The organism is Streptomyces sp. BPTC-684, from assembly GCF_030028635.1.
GTDB classification, from domain to species: Bacteria; Actinomycetota; Actinomycetes; order Streptomycetales; family Streptomycetaceae; genus Streptomyces; species Streptomyces noboritoensis.
Genome location: NZ_CP124863.1, coordinates 5,260,506 through 5,278,235 on the forward strand (window position 1 = coordinate 5,260,506; position 17,730 = coordinate 5,278,235).

Consider the following 17,730-nt stretch of genomic DNA (forward strand, 5'->3'; position numbering starts at 1 on the left):
CACCACCGCCGCCCCGGGGAGGACCCCCCCATGTCCGCACTGCGCATCTGCCCCCTCTGCGAAGCCACTTGCGGGCTGACCCTGACCGTCGAGGGGACCCGGGTCACCGGCGCCCGGGGTGACCGGGACGATGTGTTCAGCCAGGGGTTCATCTGCCCCAAGGGCGCCTCCTTCGGCGAGGTCGACGGCGACCCCGACCGGCTCGCCGCACCCCTCGTCCGCCGCGACGGGAAGCTGGAGCGGGCGACCTGGGACGAGGCGTTCGACCTGGTCGCGGCGCGGCTGCGGCCGGTGGTCGAGACGTACGGCGCCGACGCCGTCGGGGTCGTGCTCGGCAACCCCAACGTCCACACCATGGCCGGGGCGCTCTACCCGCCCGTACTGCTCGGCGGGCTGCACACCCGCAGCCTCTTCACCGCCAGCACCCTCGACCAGATGCCCAAGCACGTCTCCAGCGGGCTGCTCTTCGGCGACCCGTTCGCCATCCCGGTGCCGGACCTCGACCGCACGGACCACCTGCTGCTGCTCGGCGCCAACCCCCTGGAGTCCAACGGGAGCCTGTGCACCGCGCCCGACTTCCCCGGCAGGCTCAAGGCGCTGCGCCGGCGCGGCGGCACCCTCACCGTCGTCGACCCGCGCCGCACCCGTACCGCCAAGCTCGCCGACCGGCACCTGGCCCCCCGGCCCGGCACCGACGCACTGCTGCTCGCCGCGCTCGCCTACGTCCTCTTCGAGGAGGGGCTGACCTCGCTCGGGGGGCTCGCGGACGCGGTCGAGGGGCTGGCCGAAGTACGGTATTCCGTAAGGGAGTTCACCCCCGAGGAGGTCGGGGCGGCCTGCGACCTCGACCCGGACGAGATCCGCATCCTCGCCCGGGAGCTCGCGGCCGCGCCCACCGCCGCCGTCTACGGCCGCATCGGCAGCTGCACGGTGGAGCACGGCACCCTCGCCAGCTGGCTCGTCGACGTCCTCAACATCCTCACCGGCAACCTGGACCGGCCCGGCGGCGCGCTCTTCCCGCTCTCCGCCACCGACCGCGCCCCGCGACCGGCCGGGCCCGGCAAGGGCTTCGAGATCGGTCGCTGGCGCAGCCGGGTCGGCGGCCACCCGGAGGCCAAGTCGGAGCTGCCGGCGGCCGCGCTCGCCGAGGAGATCGAGACGCCGGGCGAGGGGAAGATCCGGGCGCTGATCGTCTGCGCCGCCAACCCGGTGCTCTCCGCCCCCGACGGCGACCGGCTCGACCGCGCGCTGGCCGGGCTCGACTTCATGGTCAGCGTCGACCCGTACCTCAACGAGACCTCGCGCCACGCCGACGTCGTGCTGCCCCCGCCGCCGCCCTCGCAGAGCGCCCACTTCGACTTCGCCTTCAACGCGCTCGCCGTGCGCAATCAGGTCCGCTACACCCGGCCCGCCGTGCCGCTCGCCGAGGGCAGGCTCGACGAGTGCGAGATCCACGCCCGGCTCGTCCTCGCGGCGACCGGCATGCACGGAGCCCCGGCGGACGCCGTGGACGCGATGGTCGTCGACCGTACGCTGGGCAGGGCCGCGGCCGACCCGCACTCGGCCGTGTACGGACGCGATCCCGAGGAGCTCGCGGCGGCGCTGACCGGCGAGAGCGGTCCCGAGCGGCGGCTCGACATGATGCTGCGGCTCGGCCCCTACGGCGACGGCTTCGGCGCCGCCCCCGACGGCCTCACCCTGGAGCGGGTGCTCGCCCACCCGCACGGCATCGACCTCGGCCCCCTGAAGCCCCGCCTTCCGCAGGTGCTGCGGACCCGCAGCGGGCGGATCGAGCTGCTGCCCGCGCCGATCGCCGCCGATCTGCCCCGGCTGCGCGCGGCCCTCGACGCCCGCCCGGACGGGCTCGTCCTGGTCGGCCGGCGCCATCTGCGCTCCAACAACAGCTGGCTGCACAACATCCCGTCCCTGAACGGCGGTTCCAACCGCTGCACCCTCCACGTCCACCCCGAGGACGCGGCGCGGCTCGGCCTGCGCGACGGCGATCCCGTACGCGTCAAGGCGGACGGCGGCGAGGTGGCGGCGCCCGTGGAGATCACCGACTCGGTCCGTACGGGCGTGGTCAGCCTCCCGCACGGGTGGGGGCACAACCGCCCCGGAACCCGGCTCGGGGTCGCCGCAGGACTGCCCGGGGTCAACGTCAACCAGCTGCTCGACGGCTCGCGCCTGGACCCGCTGTCGGGTACGGCGGTGCTCAACGGTTTCCCGGTCGAGCTGATCGCACTTCGTTGACCTGGGGTTTTGCTCGTATTGCTCACACGTCAACATCTTGTTAACGCCGGAACGGCCGACCTAACGTCATCCGCACCGCCAGCCCCCTGGTGGGAGTTCAAGGGTGAACGTTAGGTGTCCTCCATGCTGACCGTCCTCGGCTTCACCATGATCGCGACCTTCCTGGTGCTGATCATGCTGAAGAAGCTGTCGCCCATCGCGGCGCTGGTTCTGATCCCCGCCCTCTTCTGCGTCTTCGTGGGGAAGGGCGCCCACCTCGGCGACTATGTGGTCGACGGCGTGGGCAAGCTCGCGCCGACCGCCGCGATGCTGATGTTCGCCATCATCTACTTCGGCGTGATGATCGACGTCGGCCTCTTCGACCCGATCGTCCGGGGCATCCTGCGGTTCTGCAAGGCGGACCCGGTGCGGGTGGTCGTCGGTACGGCGGTGCTCGCCGCGATCGTCTCCCTCGACGGCGACGGCTCGACCACCTTCATGATCACGGTCTCCGCGATGTATCCGCTCTACAAGCGGCTGAAGATGAGCCTCGTGGTGATGACCGGAGTCGCCGCCACCGCCAACGGCGTGATGAACACCCTGCCCTGGGGCGGCCCCACCGCCCGCGCCGCCACCGCCCTCAAGCTCGACGCCACCGACATCTTCGTCCCGATGATCCCGGCCCTCGCGGTCGGCCTCGTGGCGGTCTTCGTCCTCGCGTACGTGTTGGGCCGCCGCGAGCGCAAGCGGCTCGGCTACCTCACGCTGGACGAGGTCCTGGAGCCGGAGAGCGAGACGGTCCTGGTGGCGGCGGGCGGCCCCGAGGCACCCCGCCCGAGCGCGGGCGGCGGGGCGGACCAGGACCTGCCCGGGACCCCCGACTTCCCGGGCCTCGACCCGGAGCGCGCGACCCTGCGCCCCAAGCTGTACTGGTTCAACGCGGCCCTCACCGTGGTGCTGCTCACCGCCATGATCATGGAGTGGCTGCCGATCCCGGTGCTGTTCCTGCTGGGCGCGGCGCTCGCGCTGACCGTCAACTTCCCGCACATGCCGGACCAGAAGGCCCGGATCGCCGCCCACTCCGACAATGTCGTCAACGTGGCGGGCATGGTCTTCGCCGCGGCCGTCTTCACCGGCGTCCTCAACGGCACCGGCATGGTCAAGCACATGGCGGACTGGCTGGTCGGCGCCGTCCCCGAGGGCATGGGCCCGCACATGGCGCTGGTCACCGGCGTCCTGAGCCTGCCGCTCACGTACTTCATGTCCAACGACGGCTTCTACTTCGGCGTCCTGCCGGTCCTCGCGGAGGCCGGTGCCGCGCACGGCGTCTCCTCCGTGGAGATCGCCCGCGCCTCGCTGGCCGGACAGGCGCTGCACATGTCGAGCCCGCTGGTTCCCGCCGTCTACGTCCTGGTGGGCATGGCCAAGGTCGAGTTCGGCGACCACACCCGGTTCACGGTGAAGTGGGCGGCGCTCACCTCGCTGGTGGTCCTCGGCGCGGGGATCCTCTTCGGGATCGTCTGAGGCGGGGCGCTCGGCACCGGGCGCGGACACAGGGAGCGGGCGGCGGGCGCTGCGCCGGACGGGCGATATCGGACGGCCCGTCCGGCGCTGCTCCGCCGCTTCGCCGTGCGGGTGTGAAAGAGAGTCAGACGAAAGGTCGATTTATATGACAATCTGACTCAAAGGAAAGCGCATGCCTGCCTCCTCACCCCCGAGCCCCACCGTCCGCCGCCCGGCCGCCACCGTCCTCGCCCTGGGGCTCGCGGGAGCCGCCCTGGCCGGGGCGCCCGCCGCGTACGCCGCCCCCGGCGACAACGGCGACGTGAAGATCCACAACCTGGGCACCCCGTTCACCGGCCAGCTCGACGAGACCAAGGTCTGCGGGTTCTATCTCGCCGGGTTCAACTTCGACAAGGGGCAGAGCGTCACCTGGTCCATCCAGACCCAGCCCCTCAGGGCGGGCGGCGCGACCCTCAACGGCACCCTCTCCCTTCCCACCGGCACGGACCACACCCTGCCGCTCTCCCTCCCGGACGGGCAGTACAAGCTCACCTGGAAGATCACCGGCGGCAACGGCGCGGGCAAGCAGAAGGTCTTCAAGGTCGACTGCCGCCCCATCGCCATCCCGCCGGGCGGCGCCTCCGGCGGCTCGACCGGCGGCGGCAACGGCGGCCCCAACGGCGGGCCGAACGCCGGCGGCGGCGGTCTGGCCGGGACCGACGGGTTCACCGACGGCGTCCCGCCGGCCGCGGGCATCGCGGCCCTCGGTCTGGTCGGGGTCTCCGGCGTGCTCTTCGTCCGACGGCTGCGCCGCCGCTCCCATGGCGCCGCGTAGCGGTTCCCCCAGGCCCTTCCACCGCACCCGCGCCTACCGGCTGACGCGGACGGCGGCGCTGGCCGCGACCCTGGTCGTCGGCGGCGTCTGGTGGGCCCAGGACGACGGGTCGGCCGCACCGGTCGTCATGGGCGCCGCGGGGGCCGGGGGCGCGGCGACGCCGTCGGCCCCCACGGGGGCCGACGGGGACAAGCAGGCCCCGGCCGTACCGGGCGCCGAGCCGCCGGCCCCGGCCGGGCGCGGCAGGTCCACCGGGCCCACGGCGGCCGCCCGCCCGCCCCGGCCGCTGCCGCCGTCCAGGGCGACCGGCCTCGCCATCCCGTATCTGAGCCTGAAGGTGCCGGTCGTCGGCCTCGGGCTCGACCGGGGGCGGCACCTGGCGACCCCGCCGGTCGACGACCCCAAGCTGGCCGGCTGGTACCGGGACGGGCCCACCCCGGGCGAGGCCGGCACCGCCCTCGCCGTCGGCCACCGCGACACCCGCACCGGGGCGGCCGTCTTCGCCAACCTCTCGATGCTGCGGCCCGGCAGGCTCGTCGAGGCCCGGCGCGCCGACGGCCGCGTCGCCGTCTACACGGTGGACGCGGTCCGCAAGTACGACAAGGCGCGCTTTCCCGACGAGGAGGTGTACGGCCCGCGGAACCGGCCGGAGCTGCGGCTGATCACCTGCGGCGGCAAGTTCGACCGCAAGAAGGGGTACGAGAGCAACGTCGTCGTCTTCGCCCACCTGACCGCCGTCCGGGGCCCGGGCGGGACCGCATAGCCTCCTCCTGACGCCCGGGCACTGGCCGGGCGGCCCCTGGTGTCGGAAAACTACCGGCGCTAGTTTGGGTCCTCGGACCCCGGGCTCAGGCCCCCCAGGCTCAGGAGGAGTGCGATGGACGCCCACGACGGGATGTACATAGGCGGCCGGTGGACGCCCGCCGCGGGCGGCGACACGATCGCCGTGGTGAACCCGGCGGACGAGCAGGTCATCGCCCACGTCCCGGCGGGCACCGCCGAGGACGTCGACGCGGCGGTGCGCGCGGCCCGCGCGGCGCTGCCCGGCTGGGCCGCGACCCCGCCCGCCGGGCGCGCCGCCCTGATCGCCGCCCTGCGGGACCGGCTCGCCGCCCGCAAGGACGAGATCGCGGCGACCGTCACCGCCGAGCTCGGCGCGCCCGAGCAGTTCGCCCAGCAGGTGCACGTCGGGCTGCCGATCGCGGTCGCCGGTTCGTACGCCGAACTCGCCGCCGCGTACGGCTTCGAGGAGCGGATCGGGAACTCCACGGTCTTCCACGAGCCGGTCGGTGTGGTCGGCGCGATCACGCCGTGGAACTATCCGCTGCACCAGATCGTCGCCAAGGTGGCCCCCGCCCTCGCGGCGGGCTGCACCGTCGTGCTCAAGCCCGCCGAGGACACCCCGCTCACCGCGCGGCTCTTCGCCGAGGCGGTGCACGAAGCGGGGCTGCCCGCCGGGGTGTTCAACCTGGTCACCGGACTCGGCCCGGTCGCGGGCCAGGCGCTCGCCGCGCACGAGGGGGTCGACCTCGTCTCCTTCACCGGCTCGACCGCAGTGGGCCGCCGGATCGGTGCCACGGCGGGCGCGGCCGTCAAGCGCGTCGCCCTGGAGCTCGGCGGCAAGTCCGCCAACGTCATCCTGCCCTCCGCCGACCTCGCCAAGGCGGTCGCCGTCGGCATCGCCAACGTCATGAGCAACGCGGGCCAGACGTGCAGCGCCTGGACCCGGATGCTGGTCCACGCCGACCGGTACGAGGAGGCGGTCGAGCTCGCCAGGGCGGCCGTCGCCAAGTACCCGGCGGGCGACCGGGTCGGCCCGCTGGTCAGCGCCAAGCAGCGGGAGCGGGTGCGCGGTTACATCGCGAAGGGCGTCGAGGAGGGCGCCCGGCTCGTCGCGGGCGGCGCCGAGGCTCCACTGGAGCAGGGGTACTACGTGGCGCCGACCGTCTTCGCCGACGTCGACCCCGGGATGACCATCGCCCAGGAGGAGATCTTCGGCCCGGTCGTCTCGCTCATCCGGTACGAGGACGAGGACGACGCGCTGCGGATCGCCAACGGCACGGTGTACGGGCTCGCGGGCGCGGTCTGGGCCGGGGACGAGGCCGAGGCGGTCGCCTTCGCCCGGCGGATGGACACCGGGCAGGTCGACATCAACGGCGGCCGGTTCAACCCGCTGGCCCCCTTCGGCGGGTACAAGCAGTCGGGCGTCGGCCGCGAGCTCGGCCCGCACGGCCTGAGCGAGTACCTCCAGACCAAGTCCCTCCAGTTCTGACGTCTCGTCATTCCGCACCACTTCTCATTCCCGGGAGCAGCATCGTGGTCCGCGCCGCAGTCCTTCCCTCCATCGGCTCGCCGCTGGAGGTCACCGAGATAGAACTCCCCGAGCCCGGCCCCGGCCAGGTGCGGGTCCGCCTCGCCGCCGCCGGGGTCTGCCACTCCGACCTGTCGCTCTCCAACGGCACCATGCGCGTACCGGTCCCCGCCGTCCTCGGCCACGAGGGCGCGGGCACGGTCGTCTCCGTCGGCGAGGGGGTCACCTCGGTGGCGCCGGGCGACGGCGTGGTCCTCAACTGGGCGCCCTCCTGCGGCAGTTGCCACCCCTGCTCGCTCGGCGAGGTCTGGCTCTGCGTGAACGCGCTGGCGGGCGCGGGCGCGGTGTACGCGCGTACGGCCGCCGGGACCGAGCTCCACCCCGGCCTCAACGTCGCCGCGTTCGCCGAGGAGACGGTGGTGGCCGAGAACTGTCTGCTGCCGCTGCCCGAGGGCATCCCGCTCACCGAGGCCGCCCTGCTCGGCTGCGCGGTCCTCACCGGCTACGGCGCGATCCACCACTCGGCGAAGGTGCGCGAGGGCGAGACGGTCGCGGTGTTCGGCGTCGGCGGCGTGGGCCTGGCCACCCTCCAGTCGGCCCGGATCGCGGGCGCCGCGCGGATCGTGGCGGTCGACGTCTCCCCGGCCAAGGAGGAACTGGCGCGGCGGGCGGGCGCCACCGACTTCGTCCTCGCCTCGGAGACGACCGCCAAGGACGTCCGCAAGCTGACCGGCGGCCACGGGGTGGACGTGGCCGTGGAGTGCGTCGGCCGCGCGGTGACCATCCGTACCGCCTGGGAGTCCACCCGGCGCGGCGGGCGCACCACGGTCGTCGGCATCGGCGGCAAGGACCAGCAGGTCTCCTTCAACGCCCTGGAGATCTTCCACTGGGGCCGTACGCTCTCGGGCTGCGTCTACGGCAACAGCGACCCGGCGCGCGACCTGCCGGTGCTCGCCGAGCACGTCCGGGCCGGGCGCCTGGACCTGGGCGCGATGGTGTCGGAGCGGATCGGCCTCGACGGGATCCCGGCCGCGTTCGACAACATGCTCGCGGGCAAGGGCGGGCGGGCGCTGGTGGTGTTCTAGGGACGGGTCCTAGCGCGCGTCCGCCACGGCGGCCACGGTGGCGCTCCCGTTCTCCGGTTCCGTTTCCTTACGGTGCCGGGGACGGGAGCGCGACACCGCCACCCCCGCGAGGCAGAGCGCGCCGCCGGCCAGGGTGAGCCACGCCGGGACCTCGTCCAGGACCAGCCAGGACATCAGCACCACCAGCGCGGGCACCACATAGGTGGTCGCGCCCAGCTTTCCCGCCGTCGTACGGGCCAGGGCGTACGCCCAGGTCGTGAAGGCGAGCGCGGTCGGGAAGACCCCCAGATAGACCATGTTCAGCGTCGCCGTGAGCGGCGCGTCGGCGGCGTCCGACACCAGCTGCCCGCTGAACGGCAGACAGACCACGGCCCCCACCAGACAGCCGAAGAAGGTCACTTGGAGCGCGCTGCCGTGGGCGAGCGCGGGCTTCTGCGCCACCACACCGGCCGCGTACGTCACCGCCGCGAGCAGGCACAGCGCCACCCCGAGCACATTGGCGCCGCCGTCGCCGGACATCGACAGGCCGACCGCCACCGCGCCCGCGAACGAGACGCCCATGCCCGCCACCAGCCGGGGCGGCAGCCGCTCCCCGAGGAACCGGGCGCCGAGCAGCGCGATCAGGATCGGCCCGATGTTGACGACCATCGCGGCCGTCCCCGCGTCGACCTGCTGCTCGCCCCAGTTGAGCACCACCATGTAGAGGCCGAACCACAGACAGCCGGAGACGGCTATGCCGCGCCAGGCGGCCCGGGGTGGGAGTCCCTCGCGCCGGACGGCGAGGAGCACGCCGAGCACGGCGGTGCCCGCGAGCAGTCGGCCCAGGGCGAGCGCCCCCGGGGAGTAGGCGTCACCGGCGCTGCGGATCGACACGAAGGCCGAGGCCCACAGCACCACGGAGAGCCCGACGGCGGCGAGGGCGAGTCCTTCCGAACGGCGCCCGGTCTGCGAGGAGTTCGTCATGCGGCGACCGTACGGCGGGAACCGTTCGGCGCTCACCGAATTATCCGGCGGCCCGCCGCCCCGTCACCGCAGGCTCGCCTTCTCGATCCCGAGCAGCTCGCCCAGGGCCTCCTCGCCCGCCGGCGTCACCCGGACCGCCCGCTCCGAGCCGATCCGTACGCACCACCCGGCGTCCAGCGCGTGCGCGCACAGCACGGCTCCGGCGACCCCGGCCAGATGGGGCCGGCGCTCGGTCCAGTCCAGGCACGAGCGCACCAGCGGGCGCTTGCCCTTGTGGTCGAGGGCGAGCCCCAACTCCCCGTACCAGCGCACCCCTTCACGCGTCAGCGCGAACCCGGCGTCCTGGGTGAGCAGCCCCCGTACCGTCATCGCGTCCGTGACGGCGATGCCCAGGCGGCCGGCGAGATGGTCGTAGCAGGTGCGCCCGCGGGCCATCGCGCTGCCCGCCGACGCGGCCCGGAGACTGCGTGGCGGGGCGGGCGCCGTACGGGCCGCCAGCTCCTCGACGAGGTGGGCGACGCCCGCGTCGGCCAGGCGTACGTACCGGTGGCGCCCCTGCCGTTCCTCGGAGAGCAGTCCGCCCGCCACCAGCTTGCCCAGGTGCTCACTGGCCGTGGAGGGGGCGACCTTCGCGTACCGCGCCAGCTCCCCGGCCGTCCAGGCCCGCCCGTCGAGCAGCGCCAGACAGAAGGCCGCCCGGGTCTCGTCGGCGAGCAGCGAGGCGAACGCGGCGAGTCCCGATCCCGCTGTGGTTGTCATACCTCCAGGATGCCGCCGTCACCGTTCGGCGGGGGCCGAACCGTGGGCGGCGGTCCGCCGGGGCAGTGCGTCGTACTGCGTCTGGAGCCCGTCCAGGAGCGCCCGGAGGCCGGTGTCGAACGCGCCCTCGTCGATCTCCTCCTGCCGCTCGGCCAGCAGATGGGCCTGGCCGAGGTGGGGGTAGTCGGCCGGGTCGTACGCCGTCTCGTCGTCCACGAAGCCGCGGGCGAAGGAGCCGAGGGCCGAGCCCATGATGAAGTACCGCATCAGCGCGCCGATGCGGGTGGCCTGCGCGGGCGGCCAGCCCGCCGCGACCATCGCGCCGAACACCGCGTCCGCGAGCCGCAGGCCCGCCGGGCGGCGGCCGGGGCCCTGGGCGAGCACCGGGACGATGTTGGGGTGGCGGGTGAGGACCGCGCGGTAGGCGACGGCCCAGTCGTGCAGCGCGGTGCGCCAGCCGCGGGCGTCGCCCGCCTCGAACATCGACAGGTCGACCTGCGCGGAGGTCGCGTCCGCCACCGCCTCCAGGATCTCGTCCTTCGTCCGGAAGTGGTTGTAGAGCGAGGGCCCGCTCACCCCCAGCTCGGCGGCGAGGCGGCGGGTCGAGACGGCCGCGAGCCCTTCGGCGTCCACGAGCGCGCTCGCCGCCGCGACGATGCGGTCGTGGCTGAGGAGGGGCTTGCGCGGTCGGGCCATGCGGCACATAGTAGGCCTGCGCATAGAAAACTAGCAGTGGTAATTAAATGGCGGTCGACCGGATCGCCGACCGACCGGACTACGTGGGGTGCGAGCGGCATGAACCTGGAGCTGAGCGAGGAGCAGGCCGCGGTGCGGCGGCTCGCCGAGGACTTCGTCGCCCGCGAGGTCACCCCGTACGCCGCCGCCTGGGACCGGGCCGAGAGCGTCGACAAGTCGATCGTGAAGAAGCTGGGCGCGCTCGGCTTCCTCGGGCTCACCGTCCCCGAGGAGTACGGCGGCTCGGGCGGCGACCACTTCGCGTACTGCCTGGTGACCGAGGAGCTGGGGCGCGGCGACTCGTCGGTGCGCGGCATCGTCTCCGTCTCGCTCGGCCTGGTCGCCAAGACGGTCGCGCACTGGGGCAGCGAGGAGCAGAAGCGGGCCTGGCTGCCGGGTCTGACCTCCGGCGAGGCGCTCGGCTGCTTCGGCCTGACCGAGCCCGGCACCGGCTCCGACGCGGGGAACCTCGCCACCCGTGCGGTCCGCGACGGCGGCGACTACGTCATCAACGGCTCCAAGATGTTCATCACCAACGGCACCTGGGCCGATCTGGTGCTGCTGTTCGCCCGCACCAACGACACCCCCGGCCACCGCGGCGTCTCCGCCTTCCTGGTGCCCGCCGACGCCCCCGGTCTCAGCCGCCGCCCCATCCACGGCAAGCTCGGCCTGCGCGGCCAGGCGACCGCGGAGGTGGTCCTCCAGGACGTGCGCGTCCCCGCGGGCGCGCTGCTCGGGCCGGAGGGCAAGGGCTTCTCGATCGCCATGTCGGCGCTGGCCAAGGGGCGGATGTCGGTGGCGGCGGGCTGCGTCGGCATCGCCCGGGCGGCCCTGGACGCGGCGGTCGGGTACGCCGGGCAGCGCGAGCAGTTCGGCCGGTCCATCGCGCACCACCAGCTGGTCCAGGAGCTGATCAGCGACATCTCCGTGGACGTGGACGCGGCCCGGCTGCTGACCTGGCGGGTCGCCGATCTCATCGACCGGGGCGAGGAGTTCGCCACCGCCGCCTCCAAGGCGAAGCTGTTCGCCTCCGAGGCGGCGGTGCGCGCGGCCAACAACGCCCTTCAGGTGTACGGCGGTTACGGCTACATCGACGAGTACCCGGTCGGCAAGCTGGTGCGCGACGCGCGCGTGATGACGCTGTACGAGGGCACCAGCCAGATCCAGAAGCTGATCATCGGCCGGGCGGAGACGGGGGTCTCGGCGTTCTGAGTCCCGGCGTTCTGAGTACGTCCTGAGTACGTGAGCGGATGTGGCCCCGGCCACATCCGCCGCATCCTGTGCCCATGAGTGAGACACCGGTCAAGCAGCAGAACACGGCCGCGTACTACGGACAGGCCGTCGCGTCCTTCGCCATCGCCATCGGCGCCACCGCCATCGGCATCACCCGGCTCCAGGCCGACGCCTGGGTGCGCGCCTTCCTCGGGATAGCCGTCCTCTACCTCGTCACCTCCGCCTTCACGCTCGCCAAGGTGGTCCGCGACCGCCAGGAGGCCGGGCAGATCGTCAGCCGGGTCGACCAGGCCCGCCTGGAGAAGCTGCTCGCCGAGCACGACCCCTTCCAGAAGCTGTAGCGCGCTCTAAGCGCTTGCTCACCTTCGGGGTATGGTGTTCGTCCGAAGGAAGGGGCAGCGATGGACGCGGCTGAGCAGACGGTGGGCGGCGAGGACAGGCCGTGGGGCGAGGTCACGCCCGAGGCCGCCCGGAGGCTGCTGGTCGCCGCCGTGGAGGCCTTCGCGGAGCGCGGCTACCACGCCACGACGACCCGTGACATCGCGGGCCGCGCCGGGATGAGCCCGGCCGCGCTCTACATCCACTACAAGACCAAGGAAGAGCTGCTCCACCGGATCAGCCGGATCGGCCACGACAAGGCCCTGGAGATCCTGGAGACGGCGGCGGCCGCCCCCGGCACCGCCGCCGACCGGCTCGACGGCGCCGTCCGCTCCTTCGTGCGGTGGCACGCCGGGCACCACATGACCGCCCGCGTGGTCCAGTACGAGCTCGACGCGCTCGGCGCCGAGCACCGCACCGAGATCGTGGGCCTGCGCCGCCGCAGCGACGCCGCCGTGCGCCGCATCCTCAACGACGGCGTGGCGGCGGGCGAGTTCGACGTCCCCGACGTCCCCGGCACCACGCTCGCGGTCCTGTCGCTCTGCATCGACGTGGCCCGCTGGTTCAACACGGAGGGGCGCCGCACGCCCGACGAGGTCGGCGCGCTCTACGCTGACCTCGTCCTGCGGATGGTCGGGGCTGGTTAGGGGCGCGGTCGTTCGGCTGCGGACCGTCTGTGGCTGGTCGCGCCCACGCGGCGGAGCCGCACAATGACACAGCCCCGCGCCCCTTGAACGCCCCTGCGGGGCGACCCCGCCGACCGGCGGACGACGTACTTCACTTCCCGCCGCTCAGAAGAAGTACCGCGACACCGACTCCGCCACGCACACCGGCTTCTCGCCGCCCTCCCGCTCCACCGTGACCTTCGCGGTCACCTGGACCCCGCCGCCCGCCTCGGCCACGTCCGTCAGGACGGCCGTGGCGCGCAGGCGGGAGCCGACCGGGACCGGGGCGGGGAAGCGGACCTTCTCCGTGCCGTAGTTGAGGCCCATCCTCATGCCCTCGACGCGCAGCACCTGCGGTACCAGGGCCGGCAGGAGCGAGAGCGTCAGATAGCCGTGCGCGATCGTCGTTCCGAACGGGCCCGCCGCGGCGCGGGCCGGGTCGACGTGGATCCACTGGTGGTCGCCGGTGGCGTCGGCGAAGAGGTCGATGCGGTGCTGGTCGATCTCCAGCCAGTCGCTGTACCCGAGCGGCTCGCCCACTCCGGCCTTCAGCTCGTCGGCGGAGGTGAAGATCCTCGGCTCTGCCATGCCCGGTTCCTGCCTCTCTCGCATGCTTCGGCTGCCTTTGCGCCTCCACTGTCCAAGCGCTTGCTCAGCATGCTGGGGGCGGTGCCCGCTGTCAACGGTGATCGCACCCGCGCAGTAGGGTTCGAGGAGTGCCGCAGATTCCAGAGAAGGTCCATGAGCTCACGGTCGGTCAGCTGTCCGCCCGCAGCGGGGCCGCCGTGTCCGCCCTGCACTTCTACGAGTCCAAGGGCCTGATCAGCAGCCGCCGTACCTCGGGCAACCAGCGCCGCTACAGCCGCGACGTGCTGCGCCGGGTCGCCTTCGTACGGGCCGCCCAGCGCGTGGGCATCCCGCTCGCCACGATCCGGGACGCCCTGGCCGAACTCCCCGAGGAGCGCACCCCGACCCGCGAGGACTGGGCGCGGCTCTCCGAGACCTGGCGCTCCGAACTCGACGAGCGCATCAAGCAGCTGGACCGGCTGCGCAACCACCTCACCGACTGCATCGGCTGCGGGTGCCTGTCGCTGGAGACCTGTGTCCTGTCCAACCCGGACGACATCTCCGGCGACCGCCTCACCGGCTCGCGGCTGCTGCCCGAGCGCAAGAAGACCAAGAAGAAGCAGGTCGAGGAGCGGGTCGCGGCCGAGGCCCCCTCGTGCGAGGCCTGCTAGCCGTACGGGAGTCGGTCGTCCTCACATCGCGGGGGCGGCCCCCGCGGCCCTAGGCCGCATCCGCCCCCGCGTGTCTCATGCCACCGATGCCAGCGCTCCGCGCCGTACCGACTTGGCGCGCACCAGCGCCTCGGCGGTCAGGACCGGCTGCGGCACCAGGATTCCGCAGCCCGTGCAGACCGGGCCGCACCACGGGTCGTGGGCCAGGTCCTGCTGCCACACCAGCGCCCGCCCGCCGCACACCGGGCAGCCCGCGCCCGGCACCGTCCGCAGGGCCGCGATGATCCGGCCGAGCACCTCGGCCAGCGGCCGCGCCGGATGCACCGACGGGTCGTCGCACCAGGCCACCCCGAAACCGCCCCAGGTGCGCCGGTGCCAGTCGTCGAAGGAGCCGGGGATCCGCAGGCCGGCGTGCTTCTCACGCTTCCTGCGGGCCGCGAACTCCGCTTCGTATCCGAGCCAGACGGCCCGCGCCGCCTCCAGCTCGTCGAGCGCGGCCACCAGCCGCGCCGGATCGGGCGCCCGGTCCTCCGGCCCGATGTCGTGCCGTACGCACAGATGGTCCCAGGTCGCCCGGTGTCCATAAGGGGCGAACCGCTCAAGGCACTTGCGCAGCGAATACCGGCGCAGTGCGAGATCGTTCCCTGGGTCGCGCACCTGTCTCGCAAGGCTGCGGAAACCAGCCATGGCCCTGCCACCTCCGTCGCTCGTCACTTCGGCGAATGCTCGGCGTCGAGGAATGGACGTACGGCTACCCGATCCGGCTCCATCGAAAATCCGATGGGCCCCATCAGGCGGCGCTGACCGGAATACGTCGCACGCCCCCCGCGTGCTCCGGGCGCCCCACCCCGTAACCCTGTGGTGATTCCGGGAAGGTCACGCACGTTCGGGAAAGGTGACGTGTGTTCATCTTCCCCTCGGCGGTACCCCTCAGTAACCTCCGCCGCATCGGTCCTCACTAGGAGCACGCATGCGACGACCCACCGCACGGCTCAGAACCGCCACCGCCGCCACCGTGATCGCCCTCGCGGCCGCCCTGCTCGCCCCCGTCGGCCAGGCCGGCGCCGCCGAACCGCCCAACAGCGACTACTGCCTGGGGCGGTGCGGCGACATCCTGCCGCCCGGTGAGAACGGCAACGCCACCCTCGTCGAGATCCTCGGCAACAAGGCCTTCGGCACCCATCCCGCGCACAGCGACGACCAGCTCGGCAAGTACGACGCGCTCGTCGCCGGCCAGTCCTCGCTCACCGACGACAAGCTCAACTCCTTCTTCAACGACGCCTCGTTCGGGGTGCCCAGCGGCCAGGTGGCCTCCACCAGCTCCCCGCGCCCCGACGTCACCATCACCCGCGACAAGGCCACCGGCGTCCCGCACATCAAGGGCACCACCCGTTACGGAACCGAGTACGGCGCCGGGTTCGCGGCCGGCCAGGACCGGCTCTGGCTGATGGACCTGTTCCGGCACATCGGGCGCGGCGAGCTCACCTCGTTCGCGGGCGGCGCGCTCGCCAACCAGGGCCTGGAGCAGGAGTTCTGGCCGCAGGCCCCGTACACCGAGGCCGATCTCCAGGCCCAGGTCGACCGGATCCGCACCACCAACGGCCCGCGCGGCGAGCAGGCGATGGCGGACGCGCAGGCGTACGTGGACGGCATCAACGCCTACGCCAAGCAGTCCAAGAACGGCCGGTACTTCCCCGGCGAGTACGTCCTCACCGGCAAGATCGACGCCATCACCAACGTGGGGGAGATCCAGCCGTTCAAGGTCACCGACCTGATCGCGCTCGCCTCCGTCGTCGGCGGGCTGTTCGGCGGGGGCGGGGGCGGCGAGGTGCAGGCCGCGCTCTCGCTCCAGGCCGCCCAGGCCAAGTACGGCGTCGCCGAGGGCACCAAGGTCTGGGAGTCGTTCCGCGAGCGCAACGACCCCGAGGCCGCGCTCACCGTCCACGACGGCACCAGCTTCCCGTACGCCACCAAGCCCGCGAACGCGCGGGGCACCGCGATGCCCGACCCCGGCACGGTCGTGCCCGAACAGCTCGTCTACGACCGCACCGGCTCCGCGGTCACCAAGGCCAAGGCCGACGTGCGCGTACCGGAGCGGCTCAAGCCTCTCAAGGGGATCTTCAACAACGGCGCGCTGCCCGGCTTCGACATCGGCAAGCCGCGCGGGATGTCCAACGCGCTGCTCGTCTCCGGCAGCCGCACCGCGAGCGGCAACCCGGTCGCCGTCTTCGGACCGCAGACCGGCTACTTCGCGCCACAGCTGCTGATGCTCCAGGAGATCCAGGGCCCGGGCATCAGCGCCCGGGGCGCCTCCTTCGCGGGCGTCGGCATGTACGTGCAGCTCGGCCGGGGCCAGGACTACGCCTGGTCGGCCACCTCCGCCGGGCAGGACATCACCGATACCTACACCGTCGAACTCTGCCAGGACGCGGCCCACTACCTCTACCGGGGCGTGTGCACCCCGATGGAGAAGCTGGAGAAGACCAACGCCTGGAAGCCGACCACCGCCGACAACACGGCCGCGGGCTCCTACCGGATGCAGGTCTGGCGCACCAACTACGGCATCGTCTCCGCCCGCGCCACGGTCGGCGGCAAGCAGGTCGCGTACACCTCACTGCGCTCGACCTACCGCCACGAGGCCGACTCGATCATCGGCTTCCAGATGTTCAACGACCCGACGTACGTCAAGGACGCGGCCACCTTCCAGCAGGCCGCCCAGCACGTGGACTACGCCTTCAACTGGTTCTACGCGGACTCCCGCACCGCCGCGTACTACAACAGCGGCAAGAACCCGGTCCGCAACCCCGACGTCGACCCGTCGCTGCCGATCGCGGCCGACCGCGCCTACGAGTGGCAGGGCTTCGACCCGGCGTACAACACCGCCGACTACACCCCGCCCGCCCAGCACCCGCAGTCCGTCGGGCAGGACTACTACATCTCCTGGAACAACAAGCAGGCCAAGGACTACACGGCCGCCGGGTTCGGCAACGGCTCGGTGCACCGGGGCAACCTCCTCGACGACCGGGTCAAGGCGCTGGTCGCGCAGGGCGGGGTGACCCGTGCCGCGCTCACCCGGGCCATGGCGCAGGCCGCCGTCACCGATCTGCGCGGCGAGGACGTGCTGCCCGAGCTCCTGAAGGTCATCCGCAGCGCGCCCGTCACCGATCCGCGACTGGCAACGGCTGTGGGGCAGTTGGAGTCGTGGAAGGCCGACGGGACCCAGCGCCGCGAGACCGCGCAGGGCTCGCACACCTACACCCACCCGGACGCCGTGCGGCTGATGGACGCGTGGTGGCCGCTGCTGATCGAGGCCGAGTTCCGGCCGGGGCTCGGGGACGGGCTGTACTCGGCGCTCACGTCGAACCTGTCCACGGACGAGGCGCCGTCGGCCGGGCACGGCCCGACCGGGGCGCACGCCGGATCCGCCTTCCAGTACGGGTGGTGGAGCTACGCGGACAAGGACTTGCGTACGGTGCTGGGGGAGCCGGTGGCGGGACCGCTGGGCCGGGCGTACTGCGGCGGGGGGCAGCTGTCCGCCTGTCGTGACGTCCTGCTTGCCACCCTTGGGCAGGCTGCCGCGAAGACGCCCGCGCAGGTGTATCCCGGTGACGCCGGTTGTGCGGCGGGCAACCAGTGGTGTGCCGACTCGATCGTGCAGCGGCCGCTGGGCGGGATTTCGCAGAATGCGATCAATTGGCAGAACCGGCCGACGTATCAGCAGGTGGTGGAGTTCGCGTCGCATCGGTGAGTTCGTTGACCGCGGGCCGGTGGGGGCTGGTCGCGCAGTTCCCCGCGC

At 72.9% G+C, this 17,730-nt stretch carries 16 protein-coding genes; 11 read left to right on the forward strand and 5 right to left on the reverse strand.

Features of this window, described 5'->3' with window-relative positions; translation table 11 throughout:
- The first annotated feature begins 30 nt into the window (after positions 1-30).
- The 6 genes from QIY60_RS23325 to QIY60_RS23350 all read left to right on the forward strand — a co-directional run bounded on the left by QIY60_RS23325 (position 31) and on the right by QIY60_RS23350 (position 7,963).
- On the forward strand, positions 31-2,250 hold the full coding sequence (locus tag QIY60_RS23325; RefSeq protein ID WP_283144160.1) for a molybdopterin oxidoreductase family protein: 2,220 nt from the start codon (positions 31-33) through the stop codon (positions 2,248-2,250).
- Between the two features lie 123 nt (positions 2,251-2,373).
- A complete protein-coding gene (locus tag QIY60_RS23330) occupies positions 2,374-3,753 on the forward strand; it encodes a citrate:proton symporter (protein ID WP_283146047.1) in 1,380 nt (459 codons plus the stop codon).
- Between the two features lie 172 nt (positions 3,754-3,925).
- On the forward strand, positions 3,926-4,567 hold the full coding sequence (locus tag QIY60_RS23335) for a hypothetical protein (RefSeq protein WP_283144161.1): 642 nt from the start codon (positions 3,926-3,928) through the stop codon (positions 4,565-4,567).
- Positions 4,554-5,330 carry a class F sortase gene (locus QIY60_RS23340; RefSeq protein WP_283144162.1) on the forward strand — a complete coding sequence of 259 codons (777 nt, stop codon included), beginning with the start codon at positions 4,554-4,556 and terminating at the stop codon, positions 5,328-5,330. The genes QIY60_RS23335 and QIY60_RS23340 overlap by 14 nt, the downstream gene beginning before the upstream one ends.
- A gap of 114 nt (positions 5,331-5,444) precedes the next feature.
- Entirely contained in the window at positions 5,445-6,839 is a 1,395-nt protein-coding gene (locus QIY60_RS23345) for an aldehyde dehydrogenase family protein (protein WP_283144163.1), read from the forward strand.
- Between the two features lie 44 nt (positions 6,840-6,883).
- Positions 6,884-7,963, forward strand: a complete 1,080-nt coding sequence (locus tag QIY60_RS23350; RefSeq protein WP_283144164.1) for a Zn-dependent alcohol dehydrogenase — start codon at positions 6,884-6,886, stop codon at positions 7,961-7,963.
- A gap of 9 nt (positions 7,964-7,972) precedes the next feature.
- Here the strand turns inward: QIY60_RS23350 and QIY60_RS23355 are convergent, their stop codons facing one another.
- From QIY60_RS23355 to QIY60_RS23365, 3 genes are all read right to left on the reverse strand, one after another.
- A complete protein-coding gene (locus QIY60_RS23355; protein WP_283144165.1) occupies positions 7,973-8,926 on the reverse strand; it encodes a DMT family transporter in 954 nt (317 codons plus the stop codon).
- Between the two features lie 63 nt (positions 8,927-8,989).
- The gene (locus tag QIY60_RS23360; protein ID WP_283144166.1) at positions 8,990-9,685 is read right to left on the reverse strand and encodes a winged helix-turn-helix domain-containing protein; all 696 of its coding nucleotides are present in this window, start codon (positions 9,683-9,685) and stop codon (positions 8,990-8,992) included.
- An 18-nt stretch (positions 9,686-9,703) separates the two neighbouring features.
- Positions 9,704-10,381, reverse strand: coding sequence for a TetR/AcrR family transcriptional regulator (locus tag QIY60_RS23365; RefSeq protein ID WP_283144167.1), 678 nt, complete (start codon positions 10,379-10,381; stop codon positions 9,704-9,706).
- A 99-nt stretch (positions 10,382-10,480) separates the two neighbouring features.
- Between QIY60_RS23365 and QIY60_RS23370 the strand changes: the two genes are divergently transcribed.
- The 3 genes from QIY60_RS23370 to QIY60_RS23380 all read left to right on the forward strand — a co-directional run bounded on the left by QIY60_RS23370 (position 10,481) and on the right by QIY60_RS23380 (position 12,678).
- A complete protein-coding gene (locus QIY60_RS23370) occupies positions 10,481-11,632 on the forward strand; it encodes an acyl-CoA dehydrogenase family protein (protein WP_283144168.1) in 1,152 nt (383 codons plus the stop codon).
- Positions 11,633-11,706: 74 nt separating this feature from the next.
- Entirely contained in the window at positions 11,707-11,994 is a 288-nt protein-coding gene (locus QIY60_RS23375) for a YiaA/YiaB family inner membrane protein (protein ID WP_283144169.1), read from the forward strand.
- A 60-nt stretch (positions 11,995-12,054) separates the two neighbouring features.
- Positions 12,055-12,678 (forward strand): TetR/AcrR family transcriptional regulator, encoded by a 624-nt coding sequence (locus tag QIY60_RS23380; RefSeq protein ID WP_283144170.1) that lies wholly within the window; start codon positions 12,055-12,057, stop codon positions 12,676-12,678.
- A 144-nt stretch (positions 12,679-12,822) separates the two neighbouring features.
- On the opposite strand, the gene QIY60_RS23385 is transcribed toward QIY60_RS23380, so the two are convergent.
- Positions 12,823-13,284: a MaoC family dehydratase gene (locus QIY60_RS23385; protein WP_283144171.1), complete on the reverse strand. Its 462-nt coding sequence runs from the start codon at positions 13,282-13,284 to the stop codon at positions 12,823-12,825.
- A 128-nt stretch (positions 13,285-13,412) separates the two neighbouring features.
- On the opposite strand from QIY60_RS23385, the gene soxR reads away from it, so the two are divergent.
- Positions 13,413-13,934, forward strand: coding sequence for a redox-sensitive transcriptional activator SoxR (gene soxR / locus QIY60_RS23390; RefSeq protein WP_283144172.1), 522 nt, complete (start codon positions 13,413-13,415; stop codon positions 13,932-13,934).
- Positions 13,935-14,009: 75 nt separating this feature from the next.
- On the opposite strand, the gene QIY60_RS23395 is transcribed toward soxR, so the two are convergent.
- Entirely contained in the window at positions 14,010-14,621 is a 612-nt protein-coding gene (locus QIY60_RS23395; protein ID WP_283144173.1) for a hypothetical protein, read from the reverse strand.
- A gap of 283 nt (positions 14,622-14,904) precedes the next feature.
- Between QIY60_RS23395 and QIY60_RS23400 the strand changes: the two genes are divergently transcribed.
- On the forward strand, positions 14,905-17,682 hold the full coding sequence (locus tag QIY60_RS23400; RefSeq protein ID WP_283144174.1) for a penicillin acylase family protein: 2,778 nt from the start codon (positions 14,905-14,907) through the stop codon (positions 17,680-17,682).
- The last annotated feature ends 48 nt before the right edge of the window (positions 17,683-17,730 follow it).

Coding starts and splice junctions, on each gene's coding strand:
- QIY60_RS23375 (WP_283144169.1), top strand. CDS start 11,707: ATGAGTGAGACACCGGTCAAGCAGCAGAACACGGCCGCGTACTACGGA.
- QIY60_RS23380 (WP_283144170.1), top strand. CDS start 12,055: ATGGACGCGGCTGAGCAGACGGTGGGCGGCGAGGACAGGCCGTGGGGC.
- QIY60_RS23335 (WP_283144161.1), top strand. CDS start 3,926: ATGCCTGCCTCCTCACCCCCGAGCCCCACCGTCCGCCGCCCGGCCGCC.
- QIY60_RS23395 (WP_283144173.1), bottom strand. CDS start 14,621: ATGGCTGGTTTCCGCAGCCTTGCGAGACAGGTGCGCGACCCAGGGAAC.
- QIY60_RS23385 (WP_283144171.1), bottom strand. CDS start 13,284: ATGGCAGAGCCGAGGATCTTCACCTCCGCCGACGAGCTGAAGGCCGGA.
- QIY60_RS23400 (WP_283144174.1), top strand. CDS start 14,905: ATGCGACGACCCACCGCACGGCTCAGAACCGCCACCGCCGCCACCGTG.
- QIY60_RS23345 (WP_283144163.1), top strand. CDS start 5,445: ATGGACGCCCACGACGGGATGTACATAGGCGGCCGGTGGACGCCCGCC.
- QIY60_RS23370 (WP_283144168.1), top strand. CDS start 10,481: ATGAACCTGGAGCTGAGCGAGGAGCAGGCCGCGGTGCGGCGGCTCGCC.
- QIY60_RS23325 (WP_283144160.1), top strand. CDS start 31: ATGTCCGCACTGCGCATCTGCCCCCTCTGCGAAGCCACTTGCGGGCTG.
- QIY60_RS23330 (WP_283146047.1), top strand. CDS start 2,374: ATGCTGACCGTCCTCGGCTTCACCATGATCGCGACCTTCCTGGTGCTG.
- QIY60_RS23360 (WP_283144166.1), bottom strand. CDS start 9,685: ATGACAACCACAGCGGGATCGGGACTCGCCGCGTTCGCCTCGCTGCTC.
- QIY60_RS23340 (WP_283144162.1), top strand. CDS start 4,554: ATGGCGCCGCGTAGCGGTTCCCCCAGGCCCTTCCACCGCACCCGCGCC.
- QIY60_RS23355 (WP_283144165.1), bottom strand. CDS start 8,926: ATGACGAACTCCTCGCAGACCGGGCGCCGTTCGGAAGGACTCGCCCTC.
- QIY60_RS23365 (WP_283144167.1), bottom strand. CDS start 10,381: ATGGCCCGACCGCGCAAGCCCCTCCTCAGCCACGACCGCATCGTCGCG.